10 protein-coding genes are annotated in these 12,603 nt (G+C 69.3%); 3 read left to right on the top strand and 7 right to left on the bottom strand.

Annotation, left to right across the window (positions count from 1 at the left end):
- Positions 1-54: 54 nt before the first annotated feature.
- Both QWL29_RS03760 and QWL29_RS03755 read right to left on the bottom strand, forming a co-directional pair.
- On the bottom strand, positions 55-582 hold the full coding sequence (locus QWL29_RS03760; protein WP_305821550.1) for a hypothetical protein: 528 nt from the start codon (positions 580-582) through the stop codon (positions 55-57).
- A gap of 134 nt (positions 583-716) precedes the next feature.
- Complete coding sequence (locus QWL29_RS03755) at positions 717-1,100, bottom strand: HPF/RaiA family ribosome-associated protein (protein ID WP_305821549.1); 384 nt, start codon at positions 1,098-1,100, stop codon at positions 717-719.
- A gap of 172 nt (positions 1,101-1,272) precedes the next feature.
- Between QWL29_RS03755 and QWL29_RS03750 the strand changes: the two genes are divergently transcribed.
- Positions 1,273-2,880 (top strand): sensor histidine kinase, encoded by a 1,608-nt coding sequence (locus QWL29_RS03750; protein ID WP_305821548.1) that lies wholly within the window; start codon positions 1,273-1,275, stop codon positions 2,878-2,880.
- Positions 2,870-3,481 carry a response regulator transcription factor gene (locus QWL29_RS03745; protein WP_305821547.1) on the top strand — a complete coding sequence of 204 codons (612 nt, stop codon included), beginning with the start codon at positions 2,870-2,872 and terminating at the stop codon, positions 3,479-3,481. Before QWL29_RS03750 ends, QWL29_RS03745 begins: the two co-directional genes overlap by 11 nt.
- A 31-nt stretch (positions 3,482-3,512) precedes the next feature.
- Here QWL29_RS03745 and QWL29_RS03740 read toward each other — a convergent pair whose 3' ends face one another.
- The 5 genes from QWL29_RS03740 to QWL29_RS03720 all read right to left on the bottom strand — a co-directional run bounded on the left by QWL29_RS03740 (position 3,513) and on the right by QWL29_RS03720 (position 10,184).
- The gene (locus QWL29_RS03740; RefSeq protein ID WP_305821546.1) at positions 3,513-3,713 is read right to left on the bottom strand and encodes a hypothetical protein; all 201 of its coding nucleotides are present in this window, start codon (positions 3,711-3,713) and stop codon (positions 3,513-3,515) included.
- A gap of 123 nt (positions 3,714-3,836) precedes the next feature.
- Positions 3,837-6,389 (bottom strand): S9 family peptidase, encoded by a 2,553-nt coding sequence (locus QWL29_RS03735; protein WP_305821545.1) that lies wholly within the window; start codon positions 6,387-6,389, stop codon positions 3,837-3,839.
- Positions 6,390-6,634: 245 nt separating this feature from the next.
- The gene (locus QWL29_RS03730) at positions 6,635-7,999 is read right to left on the bottom strand and encodes a DUF3526 domain-containing protein (RefSeq protein ID WP_305821544.1); all 1,365 of its coding nucleotides are present in this window, start codon (positions 7,997-7,999) and stop codon (positions 6,635-6,637) included.
- Entirely contained in the window at positions 7,996-9,438 is a 1,443-nt protein-coding gene (locus tag QWL29_RS03725) for a DUF3526 domain-containing protein (protein ID WP_305821543.1), read from the bottom strand. Before QWL29_RS03725 ends, QWL29_RS03730 begins: the two co-directional genes overlap by 4 nt.
- Positions 9,435-10,184, bottom strand: coding sequence for an ABC transporter ATP-binding protein (locus QWL29_RS03720; protein WP_305821542.1), 750 nt, complete (start codon positions 10,182-10,184; stop codon positions 9,435-9,437). The genes QWL29_RS03725 and QWL29_RS03720 overlap by 4 nt, the downstream gene beginning before the upstream one ends.
- 328 nt (positions 10,185-10,512) lie before the next feature.
- On the opposite strand from QWL29_RS03720, the gene QWL29_RS03715 reads away from it, so the two are divergent.
- Positions 10,513-12,600 carry a TonB-dependent receptor gene (locus QWL29_RS03715; protein WP_370663659.1) on the top strand — a complete coding sequence of 696 codons (2,088 nt, stop codon included), beginning with the start codon at positions 10,513-10,515 and terminating at the stop codon, positions 12,598-12,600.
- Positions 12,601-12,603 lie beyond the last annotated feature (3 nt).

The raw sequence follows: 12,603 nt of genomic DNA, 5'->3' as shown, positions 1-12,603 counted from the left end.
TTGCACGACAGCCGAGGCCGTGTCTGAATGTCAGACCTGACCCTGGCTGTTGGTTCAGTCCCCGGTTTCGAGGAAGAAGATGGCGTAGGCTTTCGCGGGGGCATGTTCGGTCGGCTTCTCGATCTGCAACTGAGCGCAGTCTTCGGCGACCAGGCTGCGCCAGTTGCGGATGCCGGCGTTGGCGAACAGGGGGTTGGCCTTGGCGCCAAGGCTGATGTCGAGGGCCAGGCGGGCGTTGCGTGGTTCGGCCTTGCCGTAGCTGACGCCGCGCAGTTCGATGCCGAAGGCGGCCAGCCAGGACTCCCACAAGCCGGACTCGGTGCCCATCACGATGCGCTCGAACATATCGTTCAGCGACACGCCTTTCTTGACCACGCCACGCAGCAGTTCCAGCGACGGCGCGAAACGGGCATCGGTGCTTTCCTTGCCGGCGCCGCGGTCGGCGATGGCCTTGATTTCCTTCGAAAAGGTGGCGTCGCGCTCGGTGTAGTCGCGCACGCGGTCGTAGAAAGCGCCGTCGATGAAGGGGTTCTCTGGCCGGCCGCCCGGCGCGCCCGCCGATTGCTGTTTTTTGTTCGTCATGGTGTGGAGCCTCGTGATAAGGGCGGGAGTGTAGCACCACTGCCGGCGGCGCGGACATGACGATTGTCCGCGCCGCCACACGTTTCTCCTTTGCCGGCGTTCTCAGGCGTCAGCTTGCCGGGACTGCGCCGGCATCAGGACGCGTCGGCCACGGCCAGCGCCTCGGCCGCGGCATGGCGCGGCCGGGCCGGGTTGCGGTGGCCCCAGCGCTCGAGGTAGCGGCGCTGCATCACCGCCTGGCGCAAGGTGTGGGCGGCGCGCTTGACGGCGCGGTCGATGGCGCTGTACAGGTCGGCCTGGACGTCGCGCACCACCAGCGCCGGCTGCCCCGGCACCGCGATCAGGATGTGGCATTGCTTGTCGTTCCCGCCCCGTGGTCCGTTGATGTCGCCGAGGCGCACCACGACGTCGCCGATCCGGTCGCGGGCGAACGACAGGCCGGTGCGCAGGCGCCGTTCGGCATAGCCGCGCAGGGCCGGCGTGAGGGGGAACTGTTTTGCAAGCAGATGGACTTTCATGGCAGGCTCCTGTCGTCGTTGAGATGGCGGGACCACATCCGTGGCCCGGCTCCAGTCTCGCCCATCCGGCCGCGCTTGACCATTCGCCCTTTCCCGTAAGGGTTCCCCTTACGCGGCGCGAGTTCCCGTCGATGCGGCGATAATGCCACCTCCACCCTCGACGAAAGGCCTTATGCACGGCACTTCCCCTGCCCGTCCGATCTGGCGCGGCTGCGTTTTCGTGGCGGCGTATGTCGCCTGCGACGTGCTGAGCGGCCCGGAAGCGCGCTACCAGGCCATCGCCCCGGTCTGGCATCCCGCGGCCGGGCTGGCGGTGTACGCGGCGATCCGGCATGGCCGGCGCGCCCTGCTGCCATTGGTGCTGGCGGCCCTGCTGGCGGCCAGCATCACGCCCGCATTGCCGGCGCAGCCGCTGCTGTCGCTGCTGGCGGGCCTGTTGCCGGTGCCGCTGTACCTGGCGCTGGCGCTGTTCACGCGCCGCCGCCTGCCCGGTGGCGCGTTCTTTGCCAGCCACCGCGGCATGCTGCTCTGGGCCGGCCTGGCGGCGCTGGCCAGCCTGCTCGGCGCCCTGCTGTATGCCTTTGTCGTGCGCGGTCCAGGCACCGCGGCCGGCCTGTCCTGGGTCGATGTCCTGAGCCGCTACGCCATCGCCGAGACCGCCGGCATGCTGGCCATCGTGCCGGCCGCCTGCTGCCTGTTCGACCCAGCCCTGCGCGCCGACTGCCTGGCGCGGGTCCGCAATGGCGACACCGCCGCCTACACCGCGGCGATCGCCCTGTTGCTGGCCTTTGCGCTGCAAAGTCCCGCGCCGGCCTCGCTGGCCTATTACCTGCTGATGCTGCCGCTGGCCTGGGCCGCCTCGCGCCAGGGCATGGCGGGCGCCATCACCGCCGCCATCGTGCTCGAAGCCGGGGTAACGGTCGCGGCGCTGTGGCCGGTGCTCCATCTCGAACGCATGCCGAATTTGCAGATGCTGGTCCTGAGCCTGATCCTGTCCGGCTTCCTGATCGGCATCGCGGTCGATATCGCGCGCCGCGCCAGCGACGACCTGCGCCAGTCGCTGCGCCTGGCCGCCGCCGGGGAAATGGCGGCCGCGGTGGCGCACGAGCTGAACCAGCCGCTGACGGCGCTCTCGGCCTACGGGAGCGCCTGCCAGCGCCTGGTGCTGCGCGATGGCGGCGATCCGCTGCTGACCAGGACCGTCGACGCCATGGCGGCCGAGGCGCAGCGCGCATCGAACGTGCTCCGGCGCCTGCGCGAATTCTTCCGCAGCGGCGCCATCGCCCTCGACACCCTGACGCTGGCCGAACTGGTGCAGGACAGCGTGGCCGCGTTCGCGGAGCAGGCCGCCGCGGCGCAGGTGGCGCTGCAGGTGCACCCGGTGCCCGCCGCGACGCTGCTGGGCGACCGCATCCAGCTCGACATCGTGCTGCGCAACTTGCTGGCGAATGCGGTGCAGGCGCTGGCCGAGGGGCCCGGCAGCACGCCGTCCGCCACGCCGCGCCGCATCACGGTCGATGCGGGTGTGGAGGGGCTGTCGGTCTGGGTCAGGATCGCCGACAATGGACCCGGCATCGCCGACACGATCCGCAGCCGGCTGTTCCAGCCTTTCGTTTCGCTGAAGTCGAGCGGCCTGGGACTCGGCCTGGCCATCAGCCGCGCCATCGTCGAGGCCCACGGCGGCACGCTCACGGCCGCGCCCGGGCGGCATGCGGTCTTCACCATGACATTGCCCGCGCAAGGTGCGCGGCGCGAAAGGAAAAAACGGGATGAGCACTGACAACACCGTCTACATCGTCGACGACGATGCGGCCGTGCGCGACGCGCTGGGCTTGCTATTGAGCCTGAACGGATACAGGACGGCGTTCTTCGCCAATGCCGAAGCCTTCCTGCAAGGCTGGAGTCCGGCGCTGCGCGGCTGCGTGCTGCTCGACATCCGCATGCCGGGCATGGATGGCCTGACCCTGCAGAAGATTTTGCGCGACCGCGGCTGCCGCCTGCCGGTCCTGGTGATCACCGGCCATGGCGACGTCGATTCGGCGCGCGAGGCGTTTCGCGCCCAGGCCGTCGATTTCCTTGAAAAGCCGCTGCAGGAAGCGCAACTGGTGCGCGCCATCGAAGAAGCCCTCAAGCGCCAGGCCAGCGACGTACGCGCCAGCCCGGCCCAGGCGGACTATGCGCGGCGCCACGCCAGCCTGACCCCGCGCGAAGGCGAAGTCATGACGCTGGTGGTGGCCGGGCGCCATAACCGCGAGATCGCACGCGACCTGGGGATCAGCGTGCGCACGGTGGAGGTCCACAAGGCGCGCATGATGGAAAAGCTGCAGGCCGCCAGCGTGGCCGACCTGGTGCGCCAGCACCTGCAATACGGCAGCGGCTAGCGCGCACTGCCTTCGATGCCGGCAGCCTGCGCTACCAGAGCGCGGCTTCGAACAGGGTGGCGACGGTAGCGGCGGCGGCAATCGCGCCGCCTGACAGGACGACGCCGGCCAGGCCGCGGCGCTGGCGCTGGCCGCGCGCAACGATGTCCTTGGCGATACGGCGCTTGCCGCGCCCTTCCATGCGCAGCCTGGCATGGACGGCGGCGTCGGGTGGGTGGTTAATTGGTTTCACTGCGATTCCCTCCTGTGTGGACGGCCTGCTGGCCGACAGGAGGGAGTATGGACGAGGGCGGCGCCGGTGGCATCCGGGTCGCGCGTAAGGGTTTCCCTTACCGGCCGGCGCCGCCCTGCCCGCTTACGGCTTGGCGGTGGTCGTTCCTGCCGCCGCGCCTGCCGGCGCATCCTTCACATACTTGTCGAACCAGCGCAGCATTTCATAGATCAGCTGTTCGTTCGACTCGCGCGCCGCGTACCAGTGCGGCTCGTACGGCAGCATCACCAGGCGCGTGGTGCCGCCGTTGCCGCGGATCGCCTCGTACAGCTTGGTCGATTGCAGCGGCGTGGTGCCCGGGTTCGCATCGTCGCCGCCGTGCACGATCAGGAGCGGCGTCTTGAGCTTGTCGGCGTAGAAGAAGGTCGAGGCCTTGGTGTAGACGTCCGGCGCTTCCCATACCGAGCGGCGCTCGTTCTGGAAACCGAAAGGCGTGAGCGACTTGTTGTACGAGCCGCTGGTCGCCGCGCCGGCCTTGAACAGAGTCGAGTGCGCCAGCAGGTTGGCCGTCATCAGCGCGCCGTGGCTATGGCCGGTCACGCCCACGCGGTTCGGATCGGTCACGCCCAGGCGCACGGCTTCGTCCACCGCTGCCTTGGCGTTCGCCACCAGCTGCTCGGTGTAGGTGTCGTAGGCCTTGCGCGGGTCGCCCACGATCGGGAAGGCGGCGCTGTCGATGATGGCGTAGCCCGACAGCAGCAGCAGGCGGTACTGGCGCAGGCGCGTGAAGGTCGCTTGCGAGCCGGTGGTCTGGCCGGCCTTGGACGCATCCGCGTAGTCGAGCGGATAAGCGTTCAGGATGGTCGGCAGGCGCGTGCCTTCCTTGTAGCCGGGCGGCGTGTACAGCGTGAACGAGAGGTCGACGCCGTCGGCGCGCTTGTACTTCACCAGGCGCTTCTTGATCTCGCGTACCTGCGGCACCGGATCGGCCAGGCGGGTCAGCGCCACGCTGGTGGACGCATACGACGGCTCGCCGGCGGCAGCAGCCGTGCCCTGGCCCACGGTGCGCACAAAGGCGTTCGGCGTTTCGGCGGCGGACTGATACCAGGTCAGCAGGCGGCCGGTATTGTCGTTGGCGAAGCCGAGGAACTGCTCGTAGGAGCTGGCGCTGCTGCGGTACAGGCGCTCGGCCTTCTGCGCCTTCAGGTCGAATTTATCGAGGAAGGGACGGTCGCCGTCTGGCGAGGAACCGGCGCCCGACAGGTAGATCGTGTCGCCGTCCTGGCGGATCACCGAGAAGCCGTTGGCCAGGGTGCGGCGCACCGGCGAACCGGGGTCGGCGTACTTCTCGTCGGTCGACATGTCCCAGACCAGGCGCCGCGCGGCGCCTGCGTTGTCGACGTCGATCTGCCAGGTGCGGCGCCATTTGCGGTTGACGTCATAGTCGGTCAGCAGGGCCACTTCCGGCTGTTCGCTCCAGGCCAGGCCGGCGTAGCGCTGCTCGGTGCGGGCGATTTCCACCGGCTCGCCCTTGAACGGCGCCTTCAGCATGACCAGCCTGTCGCGCTGGGCGGCCTGCACTTTCGGGTCGCCGCCGTCGAGCGCTTCGGCCCAGACCAGGGTTGCCGCATCGGTCGGACGCCAGGTGAAGTTGCGTGGACCGGTCGGCACGCCGCGGTTCGGCACGCGGTCGGCCAGCGGCAGCGCAGCGATCTCGCGCAGCACCGGGTTGGCAGTCTTGCCCTTGCTTGCCGCCAGGTCCCACAAATCAATCTGTTTCGGGAAGCGGTCGAAGGTGGTGACGTAGGAATACGGCGGACGGATTTCGGTGACCACCGCATGGCGGCCATCCGGCGCGACGTCGAGTTCTTCGTACAGGCCGGGCTTGCCGATCGGGGTGATCTTGCCGCTGGCGGCGTCGACCAGCGCCAGCTGCGACTTGCCGTAGTGTTCGAACAGGGCTTCGTCGTGGCGGTTGCGCAAGGTGTCGCGGTTCTCGTAGGTGCTGCTCTGGCCGGTGGCGCCCAGGGACTCCTGGATGCCGGGCCCGTCCGAGCCGGGCGGCGCCGGTGGCGGCGCCTTTTGCGCGTGCACCAGTTTTACCAGCAGCGTCTTCTGGTCGGGCATCCACTGCACCTGGTCGCCGAACATCTGGTTCAGGCGCACGCCGGGCAGGCGGCGCACGGCGCCGGTCTTCGCATCGCCGACCCACAGCTCGACTGCCGTCGCGGTAATGTTCTCGAAGGCGAAGCGCTGGCCATCTGCGCTCCACATCGGGCGGCGCGGGCAGGCGTCGGCCGGCAGCTTGACGGCGGTGGTGGCGCCGTCGGCCACCTGCACCAGGTCGATCGCGCTCAGGCAGGGCGGGATGCCGTAGCCGCCCGGGGTGTCGTGCTGGCTATGGTTGCCCGGCTCGATGCGCACGCCGGCCAGGCGCAGGAAAGGGGTGGCGACCTTGGCGATGGACGGGTAGTCGTCCATCGTCACCAGCATCAGCTTGTCGCGCTTCGGGCTCAGCGAAGGCGACGGCGAGGCCGGGGCGCGCATCACGTCGAGGATTTCCTTCGGCGGCTGGTTGTAGGCGCTCGTGGCCGGTGCGCCGGCCGGGGTGGCCGCCGGCGCCGCCATCGAGACGGAGGTCATGCCGAGAGTGAGCGTGGCGCCCACCAGACCGCACAACAAGGATTTTCGCTGCATAAACATTCTCCGCTTTGTCGAATATGTGGAACACGAACTGGAGGAAACCTCACGCGTGATGACAAACATTGCCATAGAAATATTTCCCTAGCAACACTAAACGCTAGGCGGAAAACTTACGATACAAATATCTGTCATCGTCCCTGCAGTGCGGCGTTCAGGACCGCCCTGTCCGCATGCCCCCATTCCCGCCGGGTGAGCCGCCTTTTGCAGAAACGGGTGCGGACCGGCGACAGCATCCGGCCCTAGCCGCGCGCCAGCAGCCGCAGGCGCCGCAGCCGGGCCAGTCCCAGCCCCAGCACCGCCAGGCTCAGCACGGCCATGGCCGCCACCCCGCCCCAGGGCGGCGCCGGCTCCGGCACGCGCGGCGCAAACACCGGCCGCTTCGCGTAATCCGCCTGGCCGAAGGGACGGTCGTTGAACAGGTAGCCGTAATAGAAGGTCCGGATCTCGCGATGAAAATCGGCGATCCTGTCCTGGTAGGCCAGCTGGGCCGGCAGGTCGGTATCGGCCAGGCGGTGCAGGATGGCTTGCGCACCCACGCCCGGCAGGATCCAGCCCAGGCGCCCGGTCCACGCCTGGCGCGCCATCAAGCCGGCGCGGTAGTCGCGCACCTGCGCCGCCACGCTTTCATCGCCCAGCTGGTGGAAGGCGAAGTACCATTTGTAGTGGAAGCCCGCCGGCAGCGGCGCCGTGCCCTGCCATTCGGGGTGGCCGGCAAGGAAGCGGCGCATGGTGTCCTCGCGCGGGATTTCCCAGGCGCCGTGCACCGCCTGGCGCTGGGCCAGCATCAGGTCGACGCCCTGGTGCACGGGAATCGCGCGCGTCAGCGCCACGTTGGCCAGCGCCGGCAGCACCAGGGTCAGGACCGCCCAGCTGCCCATCAGCGCCGTCGCATTCGTCACCGACTGCCAGCCGCGCGTGCCCACCAGCAGGCACAGGCCGGTCCAGAACGCGAGGTAGGCGGCGCTCACGCTGAGTGCCAGCGCCAGCCCGGCGGCAGGCATGCCGGCCACCGGCGCGGCCAGCAGCAGCGGCAAGCCCAGGCAGGCGAACACCAGCCCCGCGCGCAGGCCGACGCGGCGCCGCCACAGGCGCGCACCGCCGGGCAGCGACAGCAGCAGGCGCAGCCTGCCGGACTGGCGCTCGCCGGACACCAGGTCGTGCAGCAGCGCGATCACGAACAGCGGCGCCAGGTAGATCAGCACAAAGGCGTAGTCGAAGCGCCCGGCCAGCGCCAGCTCGGGGTTGAAGGTCTCGCCTTCGTAGAGCTGGGCCTGCAGGCCCAGCGCGCGTACCCGCAGTACATAGGGCGCCACATCGCGCAGGCCGATGGCCATGAAGGCGGCGTCCGAGGGCGCGTCCCAGGTCGTGTAGAAGGTGTAGTAGGCGGGCTGGCCGCCGTCGGGACTGTGCGGATAGCGCCGGGCGACCGAGGCCACGTCCTGCTCGCCCAGCGGCTGGACGCGCGCGATGGCCTGGTGCTGGCGTTCCACTTCGTGCAGGCCGGACCAGACGGCAAGCGCCGACAGCGCCAGCAAGAGCAGCAGCGCCGCCAGCGTCAGGCGCGCGCGCAGGATCAGTGTCAGTTCGAAGGCAAGAGAGGTCATCGCACGCTCCTTCCGAGGCGGCCGGCCAGGTGCCAGGCCAGCAGCGCCAGCGCGCCTATCCAGGCCAGCAGCACCAGGCCGGCCGGGGCGGCGCGGACCAGCGTTTCGCCGGCCGGCGCGGCCTGGTAGTGAAATTCAGGGAAGGCTTCCCAGTGCGCACGGGACACGCGGTTCTCCTTGTTCGGGGTGGTATCGTCGGTATAGGTCAAGGCTTCGGCCTGCAGGCGGTTCAGGCCCTGCACCAGTTCGTAGCGGTAGCGCTCGCCCTGGTCGAGGAAGCGGCGGTAGCTGGCCAGGTCGGTGCCTGCCGCCGCCATCGACAGGCGGCGCAGCGCCAGCGTGGGACTGAGCCAGCCGAAGCCGTCGACGATGGCGTTCTGGCATTCCTGGCGATCGAAGGCGGCTTCGGCATAGCCGTTGAACAGTTCGGTGGACAGGCGCTCGCCTTCCATGCCGACCAGGCCCTTGTAGTTCACCGGCAGGTCTTCCACGCGCGTTACGCCGTACTGCTTCAGCAAATTGGCGCGGAAGGCCGAGAACTTGGGGTCGTTCGGGTTGTGGGCGTCGCCCAGGGCCAGATAGTCGCGCTGCACGTGGATGGCGTCCTCGAAGCGGGTGCTGAGTGCCACCGCGGTATTCGCCAGGTCCGGCGCCCAGCGCGGTAGCAGGATCACGGCCAGCGCCCACACGGCGAGCAGCGCCAGCAGCGCGTCGCGTCCGCGTGCGGCCAGCGTCGACGCCAGCACCACGATCAGAGCCCACAGCAGCAGCCAGCCGGCATAGCCGGCGCCGAGCAGCAGCGCCAGCGGCCAGGGCGTGCCGCCGTCCAGGGCAAACCAGGCCAGCGCCGCCAGCGCCGGCAGCAGCGCCAGGCCGGCAAAGCCGCCCAGCGCCAGCAGCTTGCCGAGCACCAGCTGGCGGCTGCGCACGCCTTGCGCCAGCAGGATGCGCAAGGTGCCGCGCTCGCGCTCGCGCGCCACGCCGGCGTGACCAAAGAACACCAGCAGCAGCGGCGCCAGCACCTGCAGCACGAACGCTGGCGACAGCTGGCCGAAGCGCAGCAGCAGCGAATTCTGGCGCACGTCGCCGAAGTTGGCGCTGTTCTGGCGGTGGCCTTCGAGGAACAGGGCGTGGCCGGTGTAGCCGTCGATGCCGGGGTCAAAGGCGGCCAGCGGATTCAGGGGCCGGAACAGGAAGTGGCCGAAATGGACCACGCGGTGCGGGTGGCGGTCGGGCTGGGCCTGGAACTCGTGGTTGGCGCGCTCCTGGTAGCGGGCGCGCTCGGCGTCGGCATTCCGGCGGTATTCGTGGGCGTTCAGCGCGGCCAGCAAAGTCAGCACGGTGAGCAGCACCAGGCCAAGGACGGCGGCGCGGTCGCGCAGCAGCGCGCGCCATTCTTCGCGCGCGATCCTGGCGACGATGGAAGCTTGCGCGCTCATGCCGCCTGCCCTCCGTAGCGGCGGTGCAGCGCGCGCACGTCGAAGCGCTCGGCGCCGCTGGCCGCCACCTCCTCGCGCAGGCGGCCGCCATCGAGGAAGCCGATGCGGTCGGCAACGTCGGCGGCGCTGAGCAAATCGTGGGTCACCATCAGGATGCCGGTGCCTTGCGCGCGCAGCTGCGCCAGCAGGCGGTTGAATTCGACGGTCGCCTGCGGGTCGAGGCCGGAGGTCGGTTCGTCGAGCAGCAGCGCCGGCACCCGGCGCATCGAGGCCAGGGCAATCGCCACCTTCTGGCGCATGCCTTTCGAGAAGCCGGCCACGCGCCGGTCGTGCGCCGCCGGGTCGAGGCCGCCGTTGGCCAGTGCGGCGCCAATCGCCGCATGGGATTCGCGCTGGCCGGCCAGGTCGAGCAGGTAGGCCACGTTCTCGCGCGCCGTCAGGTGCTCGTACAGGGCCACGTTTTCCGGGATGTAGGCCAGGTGGCGGCGCGCCTCGGCCGGCTGCGCGCTCGGGTCGACGCCGTTTACCCGTACCTGGCCCGCCGTCGGCGCGACGAAGCCGAGGAAGAGGCTGAGGGTGGTGGTCTTGCCGGCGCCGTTGGCGCCGAGCAGCGCATAGAGCTCGCCGGGGCGGATCGCCAGGTCGAGCTGGTGCAGGATGGTCTTGCCGCCATAGCCCGCAACGGCCGCACGCGCTTCGAGCACGAGGGGTTCGCCGGGGGTGGCTGCTTGTGGATCGGTGGTCAAACGCTACTCCTGGTGTGGACGGGATCGGATTTAATGCAATACAATTGCAGCACTAATGAGAATGCTATCTCATTTAATGGCAGATTGGAACGGTTGATTGCTGAAAAATGCAAAAGCCAAAAACTTATTGCAACTTACTTGCGTTTACGAAAAGTCACGAATATGATGCAAGCCGCTTGCAACAAGGGGCGGCTTTCCAGCCCCCTTGCGCACGCCTGTTTCTCATTGAGCGGCTTCGCGATTGCCGCCTCCCCAATCACCTCAGCCTGGAGTTCCCATCTTGTACCCGCCTCGTTTCTCGGTCCCCGACGCATTGCCTGTTCGTGCCATTTCGCACGCCGTCCTGCTCACTTGTGCGCTGGCCGGCCATGCCGTCGCCGGCGCCGCATTGCCCGTTGCCGGTATGGTTGACGCCGGACTGGTGAATGAGGAGGCGCCGGTCCAGGTGGTCGAGGTGAAGGGCAACAGGGAAGACGACGCCCGCCTGGCGCCCGGCAGCGATGCCCGCGCCCTGCCCGGCTCGGTAACGACCGTCACGGCTGCCGACATCGCCAGCATCAACGTCGGCCGCGACATCTCGAACATCTTCCGCCGCGTGCCGGGCGTGGTGGTCAACAACATCGACCAGGGCGACACCGGCAACGGTTTCCGCATGCGCGGCTTCGCCACCCAGGGCACGCACGGCGCCGACACCGCCATCACTATCGACGGCGTGCCGCAGAACATCCCGTCGAGCCAGGGCGGCGCCGGCCACGGCCCGGCCTTTCTGGAATGGATGACGCCGGACATGATCGCGAACGTCGACGTGATCAAGGGCCCGGTCTCGGCCCTGTACGGCGACCAGAACCGCGCCGGCTCCGTAGTGATCGACACCCGCGAAGGCGGCGCGGCCACGCCCTCCAGCGCCGCCCTCACCCTGGAAAGCTACGGCGGCCGGCGCGCCTCGCTGACGCTCTCGAACGACTTCGGCGACGTGCGCTCGCTGCTGGTGGCCGACCGCTACCGCGTGGACGGCTTCCGCCACGGCGCCGGCAACGACCGCGGCAACCTGTTCTGGAAGCTCTCGCGCACCCTCGGCGACGGCGTCTACAGCCTGCGCGCCAGCTGGTATCGTTCCGAGTATTCTGGCGCCGGCTACCTGCTGCTGCCCGCGCTGGAAGCAGGCCTCGACCCGCACGCCACCCAGTTCGACCTGCCCGGCTTCGGCGATGCGCGCCGCGCCAGCCTGGTGTTCAACCGCCGCCCGGTTTCCGGCGATGCCGGCCCGTTCGCCACCGTGTATGCCGAGGACTTCGAGCGCAGCCGCGCGATCACCACCAGCACCAGCGCCCACACCTACGGCTACGACGACCGCGCCATCTACGGCGCGCGCGCCGGGAACACCTGGGCCTTTGGCGACGATGCCGTGCTGACGGCCGGGTTCGAGGCGCGCAAGGACAGCGGCGACGCCTACCGGCGCCAGTACCTGCGCCTGCAGCCGAGCGCCAACTACATCAACAACCAGGACCTCGATTTGCTGACCTATGGCGTCTTCGTGCAGGGCCAGTACCGCATCCTGCCGAACCTGAAGCTGCATGGCGGCGCGCGCTACGACCGCTTTGACTACACCCTGGTGAACCGCAAGCTGCCGGCCGCATCAACCGACTACACCGGCTCGGCCGTGACGCCGAAGATCGGGGCCAGCTGGCAGGCGCTGCGCCAACTGGAAGTGTTCGCCAACGTGGCCGAAGGCTTCCGTTCGCCGGCCGCCGAGCAGATCAGCACGAGCGGCAGCCTGGGTCCGCTCGGCGCGCCGGGTGGGCGCATCAACGCCGGCATCGACCCGAGCAAGGTGCGCTCGCACGACCTCGGCTTCAATGTGCGGCCGGCCGCAGGGCTGGCCGTGTCGGGCGCCGTGTACACCATTCGCAACGACGACGAGATCGTCAACACCGCGCCCGACGTGTTCGTTTCCTCCGGCCAGACCACGCGCCGCGGATTCGAACTCGACGCGCGCTGGCAGGCCAGCCGCGCCCTCGGCGCCTACCTGAGCTATGGCCGCATCCTGCGCGCCCGGCTCGACAACCCGGCGCCCGGTGCGGGTGCGCGGCTGTCGGTGCCGGAACATACCTGGAAGGCCGGCGCCCAATACCGCACCGTCCTGGGCGCGGGCAGCCTGGCGCTGAACGGCGACGTGTATGTCACCGCCGGCAATCCCTACTACATGGGCACGCCGCTGCGCGAGCGCGGCATGCCGACCTATGTGCGCTACGACCTGAAGGCGACCTATGACCTGGGCAAGCTCCAGGGTTCGCTGTGGGCCACGCTGCAGCCGCACGCATTTGCCAGCGACATCGCCTACGGCACCGCCGCCGGGCTGCTGGTATCGACCGTGCCGCAGCGCCAGGCGGGGGCGTCCTTGCGCTACTTCTTCTGACGC

This window comes from Massilia brevitalea (genome assembly GCF_030711405.1).
In the GTDB taxonomy this organism is placed as follows: domain Bacteria; phylum Pseudomonadota; class Gammaproteobacteria; order Burkholderiales; family Burkholderiaceae_D; genus Telluria; species Telluria brevitalea.
Note: the sequence above shows the minus strand (reverse complement) of the source record. Positions and strands in the feature narration are given on the sequence as shown.

Bases quoted from the DNA above. Each gene is read 5' to 3' on its own strand.
- QWL29_RS03760 (WP_305821550.1), bottom strand. From the start codon at position 582: ATGACGAACAAAAAACAGCAATCGGCGGGCGCGCCGGGCGGCCGGCCA.
- QWL29_RS03755 (WP_305821549.1), bottom strand. From the start codon at position 1,100: ATGAAAGTCCATCTGCTTGCAAAACAGTTCCCCCTCACGCCGGCCCTG.
- QWL29_RS03750 (WP_305821548.1), top strand. From the start codon at position 1,273: ATGCACGGCACTTCCCCTGCCCGTCCGATCTGGCGCGGCTGCGTTTTC.
- QWL29_RS03745 (WP_305821547.1), top strand. From the start codon at position 2,870: ATGAGCACTGACAACACCGTCTACATCGTCGACGACGATGCGGCCGTG.
- QWL29_RS03735 (WP_305821545.1), bottom strand. From the start codon at position 6,389: ATGCAGCGAAAATCCTTGTTGTGCGGTCTGGTGGGCGCCACGCTCACT.
- QWL29_RS03730 (WP_305821544.1), bottom strand. From the start codon at position 7,999: ATGACCTCTCTTGCCTTCGAACTGACACTGATCCTGCGCGCGCGCCTG.
- QWL29_RS03725 (WP_305821543.1), bottom strand. From the start codon at position 9,438: ATGAGCGCGCAAGCTTCCATCGTCGCCAGGATCGCGCGCGAAGAATGG.